Origin of the sequence: Latilactobacillus sakei (assembly GCA_002953655.1) — a bacterium.
Lineage (GTDB): Bacteria > Bacillota > Bacilli > Lactobacillales > Lactobacillaceae > Latilactobacillus > Latilactobacillus sakei_A.
This window is the reverse complement of the sequence record CP025839.1, coordinates 188128-208420: the sequence shown is the minus strand read 5'-3', so window position 1 is coordinate 208420 and position 20293 is coordinate 188128. Positions and strand designations below refer to the sequence as shown.

Below are 20293 nucleotides of genomic sequence, written 5' to 3'. Positions count from 1 at the left end.
AAAGCACAAAAAAAGACGGCCCACATTCGGTTGGCAAATTGCCAAGCCTAGTGTCGCCCGTACTTTTTGGTCCGTAATTTAATTTTTATTGCGCTTGAACACTATCTCGTTCAACCAATTCAACTGGTAACATTTTTTGTTGCATCCCTAACGTGGGTTTTTCAATCCGATTTAACAACAAGCGGGTCGCTTCTTGGCCCAACGCCAAAATCGGTTGTTTAATAGTGGTTAGTCGCGGTGTGACGTATTCACACCAATCAATATCATCGTAACCAATAATTGAAATTGACTCTGGTACCGCATGACCTAATTCGGCTAACCCCCGTGCTAAGCCAATCGCCAACTCATCATTGACGGCAAAGACCGCAGAGACCCCACTATCAATCACCTGTTGGGCCACTTGATAGCCCCCCTCTTTAGATAAGGGGGTCGTTATTTGCCAATCCGGATTAACCGTGATTTGCTGACTAACCAAGGCTGCTTGGTACCCAATAAAACGCTGCTCGATATTCCAAGCCCGCTGTTCTGGCAACACGATCCCAATTTGACGATGCCCTTTTCCAATTAGATAATTAGCCGCCATTCGGCCGCCTTCGGTATCCGCCACAGCGATTTCATCACTTTGATGTTGTTTTTCCGATTGATCTAACAAAATATACGGTATTTTACGTTGTTTCAAGTGGCCCTCTAGCGTTTCTTCTTCAATATGTGAAACCGCCAAAATAAACCCATCGACATTTCGTCGGACCAGCTCTTTCAGATAATAATTAACCTTCTGATTATTCTGGCCCGCACTATAAATCAACGGAATAAAATCGTACTGATAGGCGACTTCTTCAACCCCTTGAATAAACTGACTAAAAAAAGGATTATTGATATCCGGTACTAAAACCGCAATTGTTTTGGTTTCCTTATTGACCATATTCTGGGCAAAATAATCCGGTTCATAGCTGAGTTTTTCACGCGCTGCTCTTACCCGGGCAATCGTCTCTGCACTAAAGCGTTGACCCTTATTATTTAAAATTAGTGAAACAGTTGTCACCGATGTTTGGGCCAAGGCAGCGACATCTTTAATCGTTACTTTTCGTACCACGTTAACTTCCCCCATTGTAAAACCCGCTATCATTTAAAAACGCCCACAGCCGACTAAGCCATGAGCGCCCTTTAATCTATTATAACTGAATATCCTTTTCGTATGGAATTGAATTTTGTGCACCTTTAGTTTGCACGGCAATTGATGACGCCTTATTGGCATAAGTCATCGCAGCTTCGATATTGCTGTAATCCAATTCAAGTTTTGTACTTAACGCACCGATGAAAGTATCACCAGCAGCTGTTGTATCCACTGCGTTAACCTTAAAGGCAGGGACAAAACCAGTTGCAGTTGGTGTTGCATAGAATGACCCTTTAGAACCAACCGTGATAATGACCACTTTGATACCTAATTTGAACATTGCTTCAGCGTTGGCTTGCATTGAAGCTTCGTCAGTCACTTTAATGCCAGTGATAATTTCGGCTTCAGTTTCGTTAGGGACAATCATGTCCGTCACTGCTAATAATTCGGCTGGAATATTCTTGATGGCAGGTGCTGGGTTCAAAATTGTTTGAACGCCGTTTGCACGGGCAATCTTGAAAGCTTCAATGATGGCAGGAATTGGCACTTCGAATTGCGCCACAATTCTGTCAGCTTCTTTAATCGCTGCTTCTGCTTCGTGAATATCTTCAACAGTCACGTCTTGGTTAGCACCACCGTAAATTAAGATGCTGTTTTGACCTTGAGCATCAACCATGATATAAGCTTGGCCTGTCCCAGCTGTTTCTGAACAGCGCACGTGATCAACGTTCATCCCGTCTTTTTTGAACGTGTCGATCATGAAATCAGCGGCACCTTCTTTACCAACCTTACTAATGAAAGCTGTTTGGGCACCTGAACGAACAGCTGCGATTGCTTGGTTAGCACCTTTACCGCCACCAGCAACTGCGCGGCCATCCATTGCTAACGTTTCGCCAGGTTGTGGAAAACGTTGAACGTTTAAAATTGTGTCGACATTGGTTGAACCTAATACGATTACTTTTTTCATTTGAATACCCTCCTGGTTGTTAAAAGACAACGCCACTTTCTAAAATAATGTTGGAATAAGGTGTCATTTCACCTGTTCTGACAAATGCTTTGGCCTTATTTAAGTCTTGTTTCATTTGTGAATGATCAATAAATTCGATTGGTGTCTCCCCAATTAAAGCTTTAATCGCCGCTAATTGTTCTGGATTTGCTGTTTTAATTTCATTTGCTAAGTAAACTTTTTGCACTTCTAATTCACTTAAGATATTTGTTAAAACTTGGATAAAACTCGGTACACCATTTTCAATGGCCACATCAATCTTCTTCGTACCAGCTGGTACTGGCATACCAGCATCCCCAATACTTAATGTATCGAAATGTCCCATATCTGAAATAACGCTCGAAATTTGTGTGTTAATCACCTTAGTTTTTCTCATGACACCAATCTCCCTTATTTTTATTTAATAAATGCTGTGACAGAACCTGCCACCAAGACTAATAATAAACCAACCATTACGGCGATCATTTCTTTTTTTGATTTCTTTTCTTTTAAGATGTAAATCCCACCAATTGTCGCAAAGATAACACTGGTTTGTGATAGAACGAACCCAGTTGCTAAACCGTTGACAGATGGTTGTGCTGAAATCAAGTAAGTTAATGCCGCAAAAGCGAAGAAGAACCCACTGAAGATGTTCTTATATGAAGTTGCTTCTTTAAATGGTTTATAATCTTTTTTAGTTTGGGTTAAGCCGAAGATAATGCCGACAATTGTCATCCCAATAGCTTGTGGTAAGAAGCCTTGGAAACCATCAGCGCTAACTGCTTGTGGAAAGGCTGAATAACCTAAGTAGCCTAATTCACCGACTAATAACAACAAGATGCCCTTAACCGCACCACTCTTGCTAGCACTTGATTTATCTTCGCTCCAAGCGGTGAGATAAACGCCGATGATAATTAATGCAATCGCTGTAAAACCGATTAATTTTGATTGTGAACTTGACCAGTTACCTAGAACGAAGACTCCCCACAAAGATGCCCCAACTAATTGAAAGCCAGTTGTGATCGGCATTGTTCTAGAAACACCCATTGTTTCGAAAACGTGGAAAGTAATAATTTGTGCCAGTGCCCAACATGCACCTGAAATCAAACAGAAAATGAAAGTTTTGGTTTCAGGAATTGGTGTCCCACGGAAAATGGCAACGACAATTGCTAGAATTAATGTCCCAAAAGTGGTCCCCAGGATTTGACTCGCTGGTTTACCACCAATTTTACCAACAATCACTGGGAAAATCCCCCAGCCAATCATCGGCATTAAGCCGATTAAGATATTTACAGCGTTCATTATAATTTCCTCCAAGCCTATTTAATCAATTAGTAAAACGTTTTACTAACTATCTTGATGATTATTATAAATGACCTTTTTCGATAATTCAACCTTTTTTGAAAACGGTTTACAACCTAAACATAAAAAAAGATTAATCAGGCACCGTTTCCACCCAATTAATCTTTTTTAAATTTATTTTTTCTTAGCTTGTGAATACCCGCGTTTTGATTTGTAACCAGCTTCTAAAATCATCAGCATATCAGCATAATGTCGTTGTTGTGTTTCTTCAGCCTTAGCGCCGTAAACATAGCGCGCCCATTCCCGTTGATACCCGGGGGTTAAGGCATCAAAAAAAGTTTTCACAGTTGGCTGGGCCTCAAGTCGCGCACTTAATCTTGGAATATCAACTTCAAATTCAGATAATGGTTTTTGCGCCATCTTCAATCACTCCATTATTTTAACCGCATGACATCTCTGGCAATCATTAATTCTTCATTCGTTGGGACAATTAAAACTTTGACCTTCGAATCATCAGCACTAATAATCCGTTCTTGGCTGCGGACATTATTTTTCTCTTCGTCCAATTTTACACCAAAACAAGCAAGATGTTTACAAATATCTGCCCGTAATTCACTCCCGTTTTCACCACTACCAGCAGTGAAAACTAGCGTATCAATGCCGTTCATTAAAGCAACGTATGAGCCGACATATTTAACAACGCGGTTGACAAAGATTGATAACGCCAATGCTGATTGTGGCCGTGTATCGGCGGTTTCTTCCAAATCACGCATATCTGGTGAAAGTTCTGAAATACCTAACAAGCCTGATTTGTGATTTAAAATGTCAATCATTTCGGGCATTGTGATCTCTAATTTCTTTGCTAAGAAAGCAACTAAAGAAACATCAATATCGCCAGAACGTGTGCCCATTGTAATCCCAGCCAGTGGTGTGAAGCCCATTGAAGTGTCAACGGCATGACCATCTTGGACCGCGGTAATTGAAGCGCCACTCCCCAAATGAAGGGTGATCATTTTTTGTGATTCTAACGGCGTTTCTAAAATTTCAGCAGCACGATGGGCAACGTAACGATGACTGGTCCCATGAGCGCCATATTTTCTTGCGCCATATTTTTGGTAATATTCTTGCGGAATACTGTATAAATAGTTTTCGGGTGCCAAGGTACTGTAAAAAGAGGTGTCAAAAACCGCTACTTGTGGCACACCCGGTAGCAAGGTCGTAAAGATCTTGATGTAATAAGCTTGTGTGGGGTTATGCAATGGCGCATATTCTGCCAGGCGATTAATCTCGTCCAATGCCACCGGATTGATAACCATTGAATCGCTGAACGCTTCACCGCCCCCAACTACTCGGTGGCCCACACCGGTAATTTCATCCAAATGACTGACAATCCCTAATTCCTTTAAGCGTGTCAGTAAAAGCGTTGCTGCCATTTCGTGAGTGGTCACATCTTGGACTTCTTTAAATTTTTGATTGTCACCATATTTAGCGGTAAACACCGAATCAGATAAACCTAAGCGATCGATCATCCCTTTGGCGATAACTGTTTCACTGGGCATTTCAAATAATTGCCATTTTAGTGTTGAGCTGCCCGCGTTAATTGCTAGAATTTTTTCCATGTTATCGTCTCCCAATCTATAAGTAATTCCTTCATGCCACAATTGTAAGCAATTTCACAGGAAGTTACAACCCTTGATTTAATAACACCTAAAAAAGGACCCGCCACCAAAAATGAATTTGGCGAAGGGTCCCTTTTGATTTATTTATTTGGCAATTTGGTCGTCTGATTGGATTTGTTGGACTTTTTCTAAGAATGAACGGCCCATTTTATTATCGTGGTAATCACTAGGTTCAATAACGTCTAAATAGAATTGGTCGATAAATTGAATTAAGCCATCGATTTTTTCCCGACCCATTTGTGTTTCGATTTCTTGATACTTTTGTACATAACGACTAACTAAGCGATCTAAAACATCTTGTCCTTGTTTAGTTAAACTCAAGAATTTAACCCGTTGATCTGATTGTAAATGTTCTTCAACCACGTAGCCGTTTTCTTTAAGTAAGCGACATTGACGTGAGATTGCAGAACGACTAACACTCATTGTTTTAGCTAATTTGCTACCCGTTAAATCGTCGTTAGTGGCGATTTCATACATAATCAAGAATTGATCAAATGATACTTTATAATTCAAACTTTCCCCACTAACAAAATCGCTAAGATTGCTGATAACCCAACGATAAATGAGTGATAGATGGGTGATAACTTCCCAGTCTTCAGAATATTTCCCCGTAATCTTTGATGACATAATTGAATCTCCTTTTTATAAATACAAGTGATGAGGGTCAAGAATAATTAATGGTTTTAATTTGATTGCTAACAACCATAGTAGCATATTCTTTCAAAAAAGAAAGTACCTGTTTTCATTAATTTGGTACAAAGTCAGTTAATGTTCGGCAATTATATTGTAGAGCCAATTATTGCAGTGATAATCATCTTCAACTTTCATATTAAATATTCTATCATTTTGGTATTATGACACAAAAAGAACGGACGACTAATAACGATTAGTCGTCCGCCTTTTTAACCTTATTAGAGATTGCGATCCATATTAAATGTCAATTTAGATAAATTAATTCCTGACATGACGAGTTCCCCAATCATCCCCATTGCTTTATCTTTCATGGTTTTAACAATTAAATAATTTTGTTCCGTTAAATATTTTGTAAGGGCTTCGCCTTGATAGTTTTTAGCCGCTTCTTCAATATTGTCTACCATTGTCCGTAATTCTTGTTTACAACTCGTTAGATAATCAACGTTGCCTTGAATATGTTGACTGTAGTGGCCTTCAACCAAGACTGAGATGGTCCGATACATCCAATAAGCACTATTAATATCCCACTTCATTGGTGTTTCGCTGAAACTAGGATCCGTGTCATTGGCATTCGTAAAGAATGGAATGAATGGTGTGTAAGTTGGCATGCCTAAAGTAATCCACATGATCGCTGCTTGTTCTTTAGGGACGTCATTGCGCAATTGTAAGATATGCGCATTTTGCGTTCTGTTTAAACCAATGGGACGATAGCGATACTTGTCAGCATCAGCGCCGTGGCCCATTGGATCGAATTCTGTTTCGTTATAGTGTGAGCCAAGTAACATTTCGATATCTTCAACACTAATCTTGTGTTCAATTTTGCGAATAAAAGGTAAATCAGCTGATTCCGGTGACATGTCAAATTCAGCATCAAATAAGTGATGTGCATACCAGACACGCGGTGTGTTGTAGTGGCGATCTTTTTCGTTCATTGTGCCGAAGATATGACGGAAGTTCCAACCCGTCTTATCTGGATTCAAGTGATGTTTTTCAACATATTCTTGAATACCTTCCGCCCACATAAAGTTATCAGTATCGTTAAAATCAACTTGTTGAATAGCAACTTGGTTTGCGGCTACAGCGTACCCATCATCTGGAATCCGTTGTGCTAACCAGAGATGGCCAGTAACAATTTCCATATACCACACTTCATCATGATCACTGAACAAGACACTATTGCCTGCAGGTGAACCATATTGTTTGATCAAATTACCAAGGTAGCTAACCCCTTCACGTGCTGAGTTAATGTAAGGCGCAACCATTGCTTGCATACAATCTTCGTCTAAACCATCTTTAACCAATGGATCATAGGCCAATGACTTTTCGTTACCATATGTACTTTCAGTACAACTCATCGCAACGTTAACTTCATTAATACTGCTTTCGTCATAATAACCTTTGTTCTTGTAATCCACATTAGGAACCGCTGGCCAGCGATAACCATCTTCTGGTAAAGTTGCTTCAAAACCGTTCAACCAAGATTTAATTTTTTCACCCTTACGGCCTTTTACTGCCGGATTCATATAAAACCGTTGGGGGGTTAAAGGCATAAAAGTATCATCATTACGGGCAATCATTGTTGAGCCGTCAAGTGATGCTTTTTTACCAACTAAAATTGTTGTACAAGCTGATTCCATGTCTATCGCTCCTTTTGATTTAGAGAACATTAAATTATTCTCATAAAGATACTCTTAGTGTACGCCCGCCTCGGTCGAATGTATACCCATATTCATAAGATTTTCTAAAACAATTATTACGCTAGACAAAAATTAGAGTTTCTTCATTAATTTATGTTTGGACAATCTTTTCATGATATATTATAGATTAAGTATCCTAACAATAAGGTGGTTTCAAAATGAAAAAATTAACACACGTTCTGTTGATGCTCATGGCTAGTTGTTTCGTGATTCTAGCCGGTTGTCAGAATAAAACGACGGTCCCTGCCGCCGCAACTAAGACTGAGGATCAAATCGAGCAGTATGTTCAAAAGGTCAACCAACTTTACGCTGATGCCAATCATAAAAAGCCCGCAAAATTAACCGCTAACAAGAAAAACGAGATTATCGAATCAGCTCAAAAATTAGATCATAAAATTTCAGATAATCTCTATATGAGTGCCCTATCCAGTAAATCAAAAACCGCTTTTAAAGCGGCTCAAAAAGATTTAAAACGAATTGATACTGGCGCTCCCGTCGAAAAAACTAAGAAAAAAACTAAAAAGACCAAAGATAGCGACTTCTTCGATGCCGATGGGATTGTCAAAGATGGCTTGCAACTTGGTGCAGAATCAGATTATGCCAATGATGCCAAAAAATTAGCCGCCTATAAAGAGGCTAAGGCCCAACAAGCAGCAATGACCGCTGTTGATAACCTCTTTACCAACAGCGATCACACGGCAATTCCCGCCACTTTAACAACTGAAGATTTCACCTACTCTAAAGCGCTTGTTGAAAAAACAACTCACAAGAAATTTAAAGAACGCTACTTAAAACTGATCAAGGAAGCTAAGGCCCAGTTTGATAGTTATAGCGCTAGTGCCTCATCAACGGCTACTAGCCAAAGTAGCTCAGCAACTGACACAACAACTACTGATCAAACAACACAATCAACTGATAATACAGTCGATAATACGGCTGCTACAACCAACCAAACGACAACTAACAACAATTACACGCAGCCCACAACACCAACAACCAACACAAGTTACTCAGCTACTAATACTCAAAATAGTACGCCTGCTAACAGTGACAATAATAATGGCACTGCTGCTACTGATAATAGTACGAACGGTACACAATCAGACTCATCAGCAAGTGATAATCAAATTACAACCCAATCACAATCTGATGCTTTGTTACAATAATTTAATCTAGCTGTAACATAAATAGAGGCTATTGAAATATTTCAATAGCCTCTATTTATTAGTAAAATACGAACATTATTTATAAAAGATCGTTATTAAACGCTACCTTTTTAACATAATCTGTCAATTAGTCTTTTAAATCCTGACATCTTAAGAAACTTGTAACACCGTGCTAACTATTATGTAACATGTTTGTCACGTTAGAATGATATGCTTATTGGGCACGATAAATTAAAACAAACTTAAACGTCTAAAAACAAACTTCAAAGGAGCACTTCAATCACAATGAAAAAACAAAAAATGACTTATTTATCATCTGGTATCGTTGGTTTAGCTGGTCTTGCATTAATGGGTATCCAAGCTAATGAAGCTCAAGCTGCTACTACAGGGACAGTTAACTACGCAGACGGTGCTACAACTGTTTGGACAAGTCCTGAAGTTGGTCAAAAACCTACACGTTACTTAACAAACAACCAAAACGTTACAATCAAAAATACAAAACAAGTTTACGGTCAAACATGGTATCAATTAGCTGATAACGAATGGGTTGCCGGCGAATTTGTCAAAACAGGTGCAACAACACCAGCAGCTACAACTGCTGCTCCTGCTGCTAAAGACACGATCACAGTTAACTACAAGTCTGGTGCAACAACAATCTGGACAAACACAACTGCTGCTCAACCAACTGGCGCTTACTTAACTTATGGTAAGACACAAAACGTCATTGCTTCTAAAACAGCTAACGGCGTTACATGGTATCAATTAGAAAACAAAGGTTGGGTGCCTTCTAGCTACGTTGTTTTAAACAACCCTAGCTTAGCCGGCGTCACACCGATTACTGATGCCCCAGCTGTTACACCAGTTGCAACAACAACTGCTACAACAACACCAGCAGCTTCAACAACTACGACAACACCTGCTGCTACAACTGCAACTTCTGAATCAGCTGCTCAAACATCAACAACCCAACCAGCACCTGCTGCTTCACAATCATCAACAACACCTACTGCACCTGCTCAACAACAATCATCAGTTGCAACTTCAACATCAACAAGCCAAGCAACTCAAGTGCAAACACAAACGCAAACATCACAAACTAGCACTTCAGTAGCACCTGTTGCACAATCAGCTTCAACACAACAAAGTGCTCCTGCTCAACAACAATCATCAACTCAAACACAAACTCAAAATACAACAAACACAGCTTCAAGTTCTAATACAACAGCAACAACACCTACCCAAACACCAAAAGCACCTGCTCAAACAAGCGGTAATGCTCAAACAGTTATCAATGCAGCATTGTCACAAATTGGTACACCTTATGTATGGGGCGGCTCAACACCTGGTGTTGGTCTTGACTGTTCTGGTTTAGTACAATATGCATACTCACGTGCTGGCGTTTCATTGGGCCGTATCACAACTGCTCAAGAAGGTGCTGGTCAACGCGTATCACTTAACAGCTTACAACCTGGCGATATCATTTTCTGGGGTGGCGCTGGTGCATCATACCATGATGCTATCTACATCGGTGGTGGCCAATACGTTCACGCACCACAACCTGGCGAATCAGTTAAGATTGGTACAATCTCAAGTTACTTCATGCCTTCATTCGCAGTACGCGTATTCTAATTATCAAGGCAAAAAAGAACCGCTAATTTTAAACATTAGCGGTTCTTTTTTTTGCCTATTTTAATCTTCGTCGCTATCGGAAGCAGCTTCTTGCCCTTCTTTAATCGCTCGAATATTATCCATAACAGTTGATGTTTTATCGTCTTTCGTTTGTCTCAATTGCGCTAATTGCGCCATACTACTAGATTCTTTTTGATTAATACTTATTTTTTGATCAATCAGTGCTCCAGCATCGGTTAATATTTTTTCCTGATTTGCATATTGATTTTGATAATGTGCTTTAGTACGCTTAACTTGTTTAACTGACGCCACTTTGGCAGTCTGCTGTGGTGCACGATTCATTGCCATTGGGATAAATGCTAATGATATAACCGCAACAACTGCTAAACCACTATTAATTAAAGTCATTTTCATTTTATTGACCCTCACGTTCTAAGTAATTTTCGAAATCTGAATTGTTAATTTTCATGCCAATTTCCCTAGCTGCAAATTCCTCAACAGTTGGACCAACATCATCCTTCAAGGCATTCACTGGATCGTGTGGATTATCATAATCAAAGGCCAATCTAATTTTTTCTTGGTCACCGTCTGCATCCTTTATATTCTGTAGTGCTTTATCGGAGCTCACAATAATCTTATCGATTTCTTGATTTAAGGCTGTGTGCAAAGTGATTTGGTTATTAATCCGCTCTGTTAAATCTGTTATTTGTGTTGTTTCATTCGCAAGTGTTTGCTTAGCTTGAGCGATTTGCGCATTATCTAAAGAAGCAAGTTGATCGAAAAGCTGTTTTGCATCAGTTTGCGCTTGATTTTTTTTAGCCCGCTCTTCATTCTCAAATTCTGTAATCTGTGCAGTGCCAACGTGTAATGCTTTAAAGCTGGTTGCTACTGATGGTATACCGCCTTGCGACGTAATAAACGCGGATTCCTTAGCTTCAAAGTCAGCCTGGACTTTCTCAAAATGTGCTTTATCCGTTGCGGCTTGTTTGGCATGAGCCACCTGAACGTCTTCATTAGCTTCCTGAATTGCCTTATTTTGTGCCTTCATTTCCGCTGCTTGTTTTTCCTGCGTCTTTTCAGTTTGCAGCCGCTTCTGTACACTAGCCTGGTACTGCTGATTTAAGTGATAACTGTACCCCAAACTGCCAGCAATCACAATTAGCAAAACGGCTGTCACCCCATAACTTCCCCATAACTTTTTCATTAAACTAACACGCCCCCATCTATTAGGTTAATTATTTTATCAAACAACATTATTCTACCAAAATGGTACCGCTTATAACAGAGCACATTAAAAGACCATCCGAAAGCCACTTTTACAAGTCGGTTTCAGATGGTCTTTTAAAATTATTTTGATAATTCATTATAATTATTTTGCTGATTTACGTTCCTTCAAGAAGTTCAATACAGCTGCTGTTTCAGCATTACGTTTTTTAGCATTCTTTTGGTTGATAGGACGACGGTTACCAGAAACACTAACATGTAAGTTTTGTGACATTTCGCATTTCCTCCTTTCATGCATATATTCTATTATTCTAATCTGAATTGACTTTTTTTTCAAGTGATGTTTGTGTTATTGGTGACTTTCTAAAGCGGTTCACCAACCAACTAGTGATGGGAACTGTTGCTATTACGCCAATTACCCCGATTAGCAACGTTAATATCTCCCCAATTAAAATTTTATGATTTAATATTTTAGCGAGCGGATACCCCAATTGGATGAACCAAATCGTTAATGATAGGAAGCTCCCGAAGAAACTGAAGAACAGTGTGTTGAAGGCCGTCGCAATAATTTTCTCACCAATCGCGATGCCGGCTTTAAACAAAGGTGCCGGGGCCATCTGTTCATCATATTCCAAAATTTCAACCAACCCGCTGGCAACTGCAATACTCGTTTCTGCGATTGCACCTAAACTGGCTAAAACCGTCATAATCATTCCAACTTGCGGAAATGATAACCCAATTGCTAGACCAAAGCCTTCAATCTCTTCAGCATCTTCCGCCCCAAAGCCATAGGTTGCTGCCCAGTGACTGATTGGGACGATAACGACTAACAATGCCAACACAACCAATAACGACGTCACAAACGCTGTCTTAGCCGTTAAAGGTTGCTTCGTATTCATGAAGATCGATGTCGCCAGCAAGATCAGACTCAACAGCCCACTGACCACTAAGGGATTAAAGCCACCAGCAATTAAGACCAACGCTAAAATGATAACGACGAAGTTCAACCCAAGACTGAAAAAGATGGTTAATCCTTGCCAACCACAGACTAGTATTAATAGTAGTAATAAAACACCCGTTAATAACATCATCAGCGACACACCTCCACTAACTGGCTTGCTAACAAGCTCGTCACCGGCACAGCCAAGGTAATGCCGATTGCGCTAATCACCGTTTGTGTGAAGCCCAAAGTCATCGTACGCGATAACGTATAGGCAATTGTGTTCCCGTTTCTCAAATACAATAAAATAATCGGAAAAGCTTCGGCCATCACAATGAAGAATAAGACGTTAACGAGTGGGCCAATAATCTCTCGACCAATCGCTAACCCTGAATGAAAGAGTTGACCTCTTGTCACATTTGGTTGTTCAAAAGCTAACTGTTGGAGTGACGATGAAATATCGGTCGCCTCATCCATCACAGCGCCTAAGATCCCTAGCACCACTTCCGCCAAGAAAACCGTCTTATAGGGTTGGAGCTCATAATCCATTGTTTCATAATGTAACCCTTGATCGCCACTGATTTTTAACAGGATAACACTCAATAATAATGCCAAGAACGTAGCCCCAATTGTCGCGCCAAATGACACCAACATTTGCCGATTCGGTCCGAGTACCAACAATAACGTCAGACCAGTTAAAACTACCGCAAGCCCACACATCAATGGCAACAACCAGCGACCACCAGTAGCAGCGTTAAAGTGGAGTGCGATGATGAAAAACACAAGGTTCACGACAACACTCAAAATGGTCATTAATCCCCGCTTAGGCATCATTACAAGTAATAAGCTAAAGGTCCCCACGATTACAGCTACCAGCACTGTATCACGCTTAGGTTCACTTAAGCGCCATTGATGGCGTTCTTGGTCATGATGCAAGAAAACTTGCTGGCCCTGATAATACCGATAACTATCAGCCAGTGATTTAGAATAGGTATTTTGCAGCTGAATTGTCTGCCCTTTGTGCTTGGTATTCAAGAACCGCCCCGTTACTTTTTGCTGGACTTCGGTATCTTGATTCTGGTAATCATCCATTGTGTTTGTTTTTTGAATCGTTTTGACAGCCGTCACTTGGATCAACGGTTGTTGGTAGCGTGTTGCGTCATGGTATGTTGCTAAAATCCCAATCATGCAGATCAACAAGCCCCCGAACGCCAGCCATAAGCGTTTATGTTTCACAGTTGTCACCTCAGATTATATTGTAGCGGTTTGCCTGCTAATCACCAAACATTTATCGCAAATTTAATCAATCATTTAACCGACTGTGTTTTAAACCGTAGCTGAAATAAATAATTAAGCCTAAAATAAACCAGATGCCGGCTGCCAACCAAGTAACTGCTGGTAATTCGAATAGCATGAATAAACAAAGTAAGCCGGATAATAGTGGTAGCCAAGGATAAAGCGGTACTTTGAAACCATCTTTATTCGGAATATCCTTTCTTTTACGCAATGGAATCACCCCAATGGACATGAAGAAAAAGGCAATCAGCGTCCCAATATTCACTAAATTTGTTAATTGATCTAATGAAACGAGCCCTCCTAGTGTCGCGATAATCACGGTCACTACACAGACACTGTTGATTGGTGTTTGGTGACGGGGTTCAATTTTACCGAGCATCTTGGGTAATAAACCATCCCGGCCAATTGAATAAACTAACCGCGAACTACTGTAAGTCATCGTTAGCATCATCGTGAACATCCCGGCTAAAGCGCCAAGTGATAATAAGCCTGCAAACCATTTTTGGTGCACGACTTGTAAGGCAAAGGCGACTGGGTTAGCCACGTTTAATTCACGATATGACACCATCCCAGTCAAAACAAAAGCAACTAAAATATATAATAACGTACAAATCACTAAAGTCCCAATAATCCCAATTGGTAAATTCTTTTGTGGATTTTTTACTTCCGCTGCTGAAGCCGAGACACAATCAAAGCCTAAATAAGCGAAGAATACTAATGAGGCCCCTTTGAAAACCCCACTAACGCCAAATGGCATGAATGGTTGCCAATTAGACGACTTCACATAGAAAATTCCCACGACTAAGAATAGTAAGACAACGCCGATTTTAATCATCACCATCAAATTATTGATACGTGTCGACGAACGCGTCCCAGTCATCAATAATGCTGAAATTAAAAGCACAATTAAGACGGCGAACAGATTGACATAAGTCCCCTGGGCCGGATTAAATGACCCTGTGATTGCTTTAGGAATGTGGACCCCAAAACCTTCAATAAAAGAGACAAAGTACGCCGACCAGCCGGTTGAAACGGCCGCGACTGACAACATATATTCTAAGAATAATGCCCAACCTAGTAACCAACCAATCAGTTCCCCAAAAATAATATTGCCGTAAGAATACGCACTCCCCGCGACTGGTAATGCCGATGAAAATTCGGCGTAACACATTGCGGCCACTGCACAAACGACCGCCGCAATCATAAATGACAACGTAATGGCTGGCCCACTGTGCAACGCGGCAATTGTGCCGGGTAAAATAAAAATCCCAGTCCCAATGACTGCCCCCACGCCTAACGCAATTAAATCCTTCGCCGTTAATGTTTTAGCTAAGCGTTGATCTTGTTGAAGATAACGCTCAAGTGACTCTTTTCTGAATAATCTTGCCCCTAATCCCATCTGCAAAACGCCCTTTCGATGCTTTATTTGGTGGTGCTAAACGTGTTCTGTAACCCATATTCTTCCGGTTAACCTTGAGCGCCGAGCTGGGCTAATGCTCAAAGTCAAACTGTTTCAAACGCACTCTTTTCTAAACGTGCTTTTTGAAACTGACTTCTGTGCTTAGCGCCACTCGTCAAACAACTGCTTGCAGCAGTCATTCGCCGAGCTGTGCTAATGCTCAAAGTCAAACCGTTTCAAACGCACTCTTTTTCTAATAACAAAAAAAGGAGCCCACTAGTCTTCACTAGTGAGCTCCACCAGGAAGATGACTCGGGTTACCCAGTCATCTTCCAGTTTATTAAGGTTTATCATGTAATAGACAATCTCTTCCCTTAATCAACCAGTCGAATTCTGGGTTTCTTAAAGAAAAAGTTAAAGGCAACTCGTTGCATTGTCATCATGATAAAACCTCCTTGTTATTATTAGTTTCTAAGTATAGCCAAGACACCCAAAATTGTAAAGCCTTTTTTAAGCAGTTGTTTTTTCAAAAGGAATCTGCTAGAATTTAAAACAACTTATTCAAAGGATGTGACTGGCATTGAAAATTGCAGGCTAAATTTCTGACAACTCGATTGGTACTAAATGGCCCCACGTTTGGGGACCGTTTATTTCTGATTGTCGTTAGAGCTAGCTTGCGTTTATTTTCAGGGCCGGTAAAAAACCAGACTTGTTAACAGACGCCCTCAGTAGCGTCTTTTTTTGTGCATGCAAAACGACAACCAACCAATCTCATTTAAATTTATGAGGTGATATTAATGGGCACAATTCAATTCAAACAATTAACATTCAACTATCTAGATCAAGCGACGCCTCTTTTCAAAGACGTCACACTTCAATTCGATGCTAGATGGCGCTTAGGCTTAATCGGGCGCAATGGCCGGGGGAAAACAACGCTGTTAAAATTACTCCAACGTCAATTAGACTTTGACGGGCAATTGATAACTGATCTAGATTTTCACTATTTTCCACAAACCGTCGCTGATCCCAGTCAACTAGCCCGCGACGTTCTAATGACGCTCGGTCAATTAGATGACAGTACTTTTTGGCAAATTGAACGGGAACTCAATTTACTCAAAGTTGATCTCGACTGTCTCTGGCAACCGTTCAACACGCTGAGTCCCGGTGAACAAACTAAGGCGCTCTTGGCGTTATTATTCATCGATGAACACCATTTTCAACTGATCGATGAACCAACCAACCATCTCGATCAAGATGGTCGCGATACCGTCGCCCACTATTTACAACAAAAAACAGGCTTTATCGTCATCAGTCATGATCGGTACTTTTTAAACCAAGTCATCGATCACGTCTTATCAATCAACCGAGCAGATATTACCGTCCAACAAGGTGACTACCAGACCTGGCAGACCACCCAGGAACAGCAGACCCAATCTGAACAACATCAAAACAGCCTGCTCAAAAGTGAAATTAAACGGTTAAATCAAACAGCCCAACAAAAATCCCAGTGGTCACAACAGGCTGAACGTGGTAAAAATGCGGCGAGTGTCAAAAATGAAAGTGCCAATCTCGACAAGGGCTTTATTGGACACCGCGCCGCTAAGGTAATGAAGCGCGCCACAACCATCACCGCCCGTAGTGAACAAGCGGCTACTGAAAAGCAAAGTCTGCTCAAAAACGTTGAAATTACCGCACCACTGACGATCAACAATCAGCCTTTAAAGCCGCAACAAATCGTCCTAACCGCAACCGACTTAGTGCTTGAACAAGATGGCCGCGCCCTAAATCAGCCGTTGTCCTTTGAATTAAAGGCCGGCCAACAAGTGGCGCTAACCGGGGCTAATGGTACCGGAAAATCGACCTTTATCAAAGCCTTACTCGCCCTTCCTGAAACCCACCATCAAACTAGCGGTCAATTAACCATTGCCCCACAGATTAAGGTGTCGTATTTGCCGCAAGATTTCGCGCAACTCAGCGGCTCATTAGCTGACTTTGCAGCCGCCAAGCAGGTATCACTTGAACAATTACTCTCAACTTTACGCAAACTGGGTTTTGAGCGGGAACAATTCAACCACCGGCTTGAAACGATGAGCATGGGCCAAAAACGTAAGGCCGCCCTCGCCCGCTCACTTTGTGAGGAGGCGCAATTCTACGTCTGGGACGAACCGCTGAACTATCTGGATGTCATTACCCGCGAACAACTCCAAACATTAATTGCCCAAACCCGACCAACGCTCTTGTTCATTGAACATGACCGTGATTTTATCGATGGTGTTGCTAGCCAACGTTATCAATTGATCCCGCGCTAATTAACTAATACGTATTATCTGAATAATAAGTCGTATTTAAGCCATCAGTATTAAACGTCTTATTAGTATTGTCTTTAAAGAACGCTGTGTTTAATTGATTTAATTCAGTCTCCGTGTTACTTAACGTTTTGGTTTGTAACTCGAGACTCTCACGAAGTTTGTTAGACGTTGCTTGCAATTTATCGGTCGCAATCACTTGATAAGAACTGCCGTTAATCCAAGCTTCTTTCCCGATGATTTGACCACTCGTAATATTAATCCCACATTGGTGGTAATTTTTGATTAACGTTTTCGTTTGATCAGCGGTTAAATCTGTACTGATATGCTTGCCTAATTTAGTCATCAAGCCAGATAGATGGACTAAGTACTGGGGCTTTTGAATCTTATCGGCGACCCCGCGCAAGACTTCTTGTTGGCGTAACTGACGACCATAATCACCACGGGGATCTTGGTATCTCATTCGTGTATAAACTAGGGCCTGCTGACCATTCAGATGGTGGCGGCCCTTTTTGATTGTCTGACCATCGAAACTCACATCGATATTCGTTTTAACATCAACACCATCGACAAAATTAACCAGTTCCTTGAGCGCGCCCATATCAATCGTGACCGAGTAATCGATTGGCACACCGATAAATTCACTGACGGTTTTTTTGGCCATCTTCGCTTTTCCTAGTTCATAGGCTGCGTTAATTTTTTGAACATTCTTAGTCTTGCTGCCAACCATTTCGGCGAGCGAATCCCGCGGAATGGAATAAACCAAGGTTTTCTTAGTTTTAGGATTTAACGTAACGACCATCATCGAATCCGAGAGGCCGCGATCGACACGCCCGTCAGAGCCTGTATCGGCCCCTAATAATAAAAATGAGATAGGTTTATCCTGATTAATTCGATTGGAAACCTGTTTGTTTTGGGTTTTAATCGCATGGATTGCTTGATTTTCTTTTATTTTGTAAAAAACCCCACCAATTACTAAAATAACCCCGATAACTCCTAATACAATCTTTAACTTCTTCAAAATAACGACTCCTATCTGTTTACTAATCTCCTATTCGAGTATATTAAAAACCGTTAAAGATGGTCGTTTTATTAAGCCAACTTAATACTTTTTAAGCTTTTTTATTATTTTAGGATCCAAAAAAGTTCCCACCTGATTAGGATGGGAACTTTTTGTTTAAACGTGCTTTTCAAAGCTGACGCTTGCGCTTAGCACCGTATTGCAAACAACCAGCTCTGCTGGTTATCCACAACACTCAGCTAATGCTCAGCCTCAAACCGCTTTGAACGCACTCTTTTTTTAAACGTGCTTTTATAAGACATGGTCCTGCGTTTAGCGACGATTGGTGAACAATCGCTTTCAGCGCTCATTCACCAATCTATGCTAATCCTCAGACCATTACGCCTTATAACGCACTCTTTTTTTAGTCTAATTTCTTTTCCAATTCGCTGACAATTTCTGCGTGTTTTGCTTCTGTTAATTTAATTTTTGCCATGAAGATTAAAGCAGAAACAATTAATAAAGCCATTGGTACAAAGAACATGTATGTCTTGAATTGTAATAAACCACCATTTGTAATATCGCTTGGTTTAGCGTTACCTGTCATGCCTGCGTGAATTGCGGCAAACCCAACAACACCGTTGGCAAAGGCCCCAGCTAATTTATCCAATAATGGACGAACGGCTAACGTAACAGATTCGTTACGTGTCCCACTCTTCAATTGACCGTATTCGACACTATCAGTAATTGTCATTAAGGCTGCTAAGAAAACAAGTGGGTATGGGAAGAAGAATAACCCAACTGCGATTAAGACAACCACTAAGTTGCTACCAGCAAATAAGAAGAGAATGTAGCCAAGCATCATCATGGCAATCCCGCCAAGATAGATGGCCCGACGGTGAATCAATGATACTAATGTTGGGAATAAGGCAACTGAGATAACCCCTAAAATAGCGGTAATCACACCAACTGTTGAGAAGGCTGCAGCGCGGCCCATGACATATTTGAAGTAGTAAATTAAAAGTGAATTTGTAATCACGTAACTAAAGGCAAATAAGAAATATGATAATGATAACCACATTAATTGATCATTTTTACCGATTACTTTGAAGACATCGCGGAAACGAATCTTTTCAGTATTTTCACGGATAGCACTCTTTTCTTCTTTAGTACCGATAATTGTTGCTAAAGCACCTAAGAATGAGACAACCCCGATAACAACGGCGAACCCTAACCAACCAGCGCTAGTTTGTTCGCTACCATGTGTCCCTGAAAACATTTGTGAGAAGAAGACCACGATTGGCACAATAACGATGATGACCCCTTGGGCCCCTAACGTTGAACCAAAACGAGCAATAGCCCCAAACTTCGTCCGTTTTTCTGAATCAACGGTTAAAGCCGGTAACATTGACCAAAACGCAATATCTTTAAATGAATAGAAGATATCCAAAATAACGAAAACGATTGCAAAAAGAACTAAGTATAAATAAGGGCTGTTTGTTGCTAAACCACCGAAGTTCGTGAAGATCATGATTAAACCAACAGAACTAATTAATGAACCAATTAGTAACCAAGGTTTAAATTTCCCCCAACGTGTCCGGGTATTATCAACTACCCCACCGATAAGTGGATCAAAGGCGATTTCAACAATCCGGATGACAACCATCATGGAAGTGACATAACCGATCATTTTAGCATTAAAAGCGGCATTTTTTGTATCGAATAATTGGCTAGTAACAAAAATCATAAAATAAGTGCTAAGTGTTGCGTAGAAAGCATCGTGGCCAAATGCCCCGAATGCATATGAACTATACTGTTTGATGTCTTTTAGTTTTTTCATTGTTCAATTCCTTTCATTTAATT

General features: G+C 40.6%; 18 protein-coding genes. 3 read left to right on the top strand and 15 right to left on the bottom strand.

What is annotated here, in order from left to right; genetic code table 11:
- Nucleotides 1-85: 85 nt before the first annotated feature.
- From C0213_00970 to C0213_00935, 8 genes are all read right to left on the bottom strand, one after another.
- Complete coding sequence (locus C0213_00970) at nt 86-1108, bottom strand: LacI family transcriptional regulator (protein AUX11070.1); 1023 nt, start codon at nt 1106-1108, stop codon at nt 86-88.
- Between the two features lie 64 nt (nt 1109-1172).
- Nucleotides 1173-2081 carry a ribokinase gene (gene rbsK / locus C0213_00965; protein AUX11069.1) on the bottom strand — a complete coding sequence of 303 codons (909 nt, stop codon included), beginning with the start codon at nt 2079-2081 and terminating at the stop codon, nt 1173-1175.
- A gap of 19 nt (nt 2082-2100) precedes the next feature.
- On the bottom strand, nt 2101-2496 hold the full coding sequence (locus C0213_00960; protein AUX11068.1) for a D-ribose pyranase: 396 nt from the start codon (nt 2494-2496) through the stop codon (nt 2101-2103).
- A gap of 20 nt (nt 2497-2516) precedes the next feature.
- On the bottom strand, nt 2517-3401 hold the full coding sequence (locus tag C0213_00955) for a ribose uptake protein RbsU (GenBank protein AUX11067.1): 885 nt from the start codon (nt 3399-3401) through the stop codon (nt 2517-2519).
- Between the two features lie 174 nt (nt 3402-3575).
- The gene (locus tag C0213_00950) at nt 3576-3821 is read right to left on the bottom strand and encodes a hypothetical protein (GenBank protein AUX11066.1); all 246 of its coding nucleotides are present in this window, start codon (nt 3819-3821) and stop codon (nt 3576-3578) included.
- Between the two features lie 14 nt (nt 3822-3835).
- The gene (locus C0213_00945) at nt 3836-5020 is read right to left on the bottom strand and encodes an acetate kinase (GenBank protein AUX11065.1); all 1185 of its coding nucleotides are present in this window, start codon (nt 5018-5020) and stop codon (nt 3836-3838) included.
- A 144-nt stretch (nt 5021-5164) separates the two neighbouring features.
- A complete protein-coding gene (locus C0213_00940) occupies nt 5165-5707 on the bottom strand; it encodes an HTH domain-containing protein (protein ID AUX11064.1) in 543 nt (180 codons plus the stop codon).
- Between the two features lie 284 nt (nt 5708-5991).
- Entirely contained in the window at nt 5992-7410 is a 1419-nt protein-coding gene (locus C0213_00935; protein AUX11063.1) for a dipeptidase, read from the bottom strand.
- Nucleotides 7411-7628: 218 nt separating this feature from the next.
- Here C0213_00935 and C0213_00930 point away from each other — a divergent pair, with 218 nt between their 5' ends.
- Complete coding sequence (locus tag C0213_00930) at nt 7629-8636, top strand: hypothetical protein (GenBank protein ID AUX11062.1); 1008 nt, start codon at nt 7629-7631, stop codon at nt 8634-8636.
- A gap of 285 nt (nt 8637-8921) precedes the next feature.
- The gene (locus C0213_00925) at nt 8922-10265 is read left to right on the top strand and encodes a peptidoglycan endopeptidase (GenBank protein ID AUX11061.1); all 1344 of its coding nucleotides are present in this window, start codon (nt 8922-8924) and stop codon (nt 10263-10265) included.
- A gap of 60 nt (nt 10266-10325) precedes the next feature.
- Here C0213_00925 and C0213_00920 read toward each other — a convergent pair whose 3' ends face one another.
- The 5 genes from C0213_00920 to C0213_00900 form a co-directional block, all read right to left on the bottom strand.
- Nucleotides 10326-10679: a hypothetical protein gene (locus C0213_00920; GenBank protein AUX11060.1), complete on the bottom strand. Its 354-nt coding sequence runs from the start codon at nt 10677-10679 to the stop codon at nt 10326-10328.
- 1 nt (nt 10680) lies between these two features.
- Entirely contained in the window at nt 10681-11469 is a 789-nt protein-coding gene (locus tag C0213_00915; protein AUX11059.1) for a hypothetical protein, read from the bottom strand.
- 331 nt (nt 11470-11800) lie between these two features.
- Complete coding sequence (locus tag C0213_00910; GenBank protein AUX12784.1) at nt 11801-12577, bottom strand: YibE/F family protein; 777 nt, start codon at nt 12575-12577, stop codon at nt 11801-11803.
- A gap of 2 nt (nt 12578-12579) precedes the next feature.
- Nucleotides 12580-13665: a YibE/F family protein gene (locus C0213_00905; GenBank protein AUX11058.1), complete on the bottom strand. Its 1086-nt coding sequence runs from the start codon at nt 13663-13665 to the stop codon at nt 12580-12582.
- Between the two features lie 67 nt (nt 13666-13732).
- Nucleotides 13733-15124 carry an amino acid permease gene (locus tag C0213_00900; GenBank protein AUX11057.1) on the bottom strand — a complete coding sequence of 464 codons (1392 nt, stop codon included), beginning with the start codon at nt 15122-15124 and terminating at the stop codon, nt 13733-13735.
- Nucleotides 15125-15921: 797 nt separating this feature from the next.
- On the opposite strand from C0213_00900, the gene C0213_00895 reads away from it, so the two are divergent.
- Nucleotides 15922-17433, top strand: a complete 1512-nt coding sequence (locus C0213_00895; GenBank protein ID AUX11056.1) for an ABC-F type ribosomal protection protein — start codon at nt 15922-15924, stop codon at nt 17431-17433.
- Between the two features lie 4 nt (nt 17434-17437).
- On the opposite strand, the gene C0213_00890 is transcribed toward C0213_00895, so the two are convergent.
- On the bottom strand, nt 17438-18451 hold the full coding sequence (locus tag C0213_00890) for a LytR family transcriptional regulator (GenBank protein AUX11055.1): 1014 nt from the start codon (nt 18449-18451) through the stop codon (nt 17438-17440).
- A 403-nt stretch (nt 18452-18854) separates the two neighbouring features.
- Nucleotides 18855-20270 (bottom strand): MFS transporter, encoded by a 1416-nt coding sequence (locus C0213_00885; GenBank protein AUX11054.1) that lies wholly within the window; start codon nt 20268-20270, stop codon nt 18855-18857.
- Nucleotides 20271-20293 lie beyond the last annotated feature (23 nt).

Bases quoted from the DNA above. Each gene is read 5' to 3' on its own strand.
- C0213_00970 (AUX11070.1), bottom strand. From the start codon at position 1,108: ATGGGGGAAGTTAACGTGGTACGAAAAGTAACGATTAAAGATGTCGCT.
- rbsK (AUX11069.1), bottom strand. From the start codon at position 2,081: ATGAAAAAAGTAATCGTATTAGGTTCAACCAATGTCGACACAATTTTA.
- C0213_00960 (AUX11068.1), bottom strand. From the start codon at position 2,496: ATGAGAAAAACTAAGGTGATTAACACACAAATTTCGAGCGTTATTTCA.
- C0213_00955 (AUX11067.1), bottom strand. From the start codon at position 3,401: ATGAACGCTGTAAATATCTTAATCGGCTTAATGCCGATGATTGGCTGG.
- C0213_00950 (AUX11066.1), bottom strand. From the start codon at position 3,821: ATGGCGCAAAAACCATTATCTGAATTTGAAGTTGATATTCCAAGATTA.
- C0213_00945 (AUX11065.1), bottom strand. From the start codon at position 5,020: ATGGAAAAAATTCTAGCAATTAACGCGGGCAGCTCAACACTAAAATGG.
- C0213_00940 (AUX11064.1), bottom strand. From the start codon at position 5,707: ATGTCATCAAAGATTACGGGGAAATATTCTGAAGACTGGGAAGTTATC.
- C0213_00935 (AUX11063.1), bottom strand. From the start codon at position 7,410: ATGGAATCAGCTTGTACAACAATTTTAGTTGGTAAAAAAGCATCACTT.
- C0213_00930 (AUX11062.1), top strand. From the start codon at position 7,629: ATGAAAAAATTAACACACGTTCTGTTGATGCTCATGGCTAGTTGTTTC.
- C0213_00925 (AUX11061.1), top strand. From the start codon at position 8,922: ATGAAAAAACAAAAAATGACTTATTTATCATCTGGTATCGTTGGTTTA.
- C0213_00920 (AUX11060.1), bottom strand. From the start codon at position 10,679: ATGAAAATGACTTTAATTAATAGTGGTTTAGCAGTTGTTGCGGTTATA.
- C0213_00915 (AUX11059.1), bottom strand. From the start codon at position 11,469: ATGAAAAAGTTATGGGGAAGTTATGGGGTGACAGCCGTTTTGCTAATT.
- C0213_00910 (AUX12784.1), bottom strand. From the start codon at position 12,577: ATGTTATTAACGGGTGTTTTATTACTACTATTAATACTAGTCTGTGGT.
- C0213_00900 (AUX11057.1), bottom strand. From the start codon at position 15,124: ATGGGATTAGGGGCAAGATTATTCAGAAAAGAGTCACTTGAGCGTTAT.
- C0213_00895 (AUX11056.1), top strand. From the start codon at position 15,922: ATGGGCACAATTCAATTCAAACAATTAACATTCAACTATCTAGATCAA.
- C0213_00885 (AUX11054.1), bottom strand. From the start codon at position 20,270: ATGAAAAAACTAAAAGACATCAAACAGTATAGTTCATATGCATTCGGG.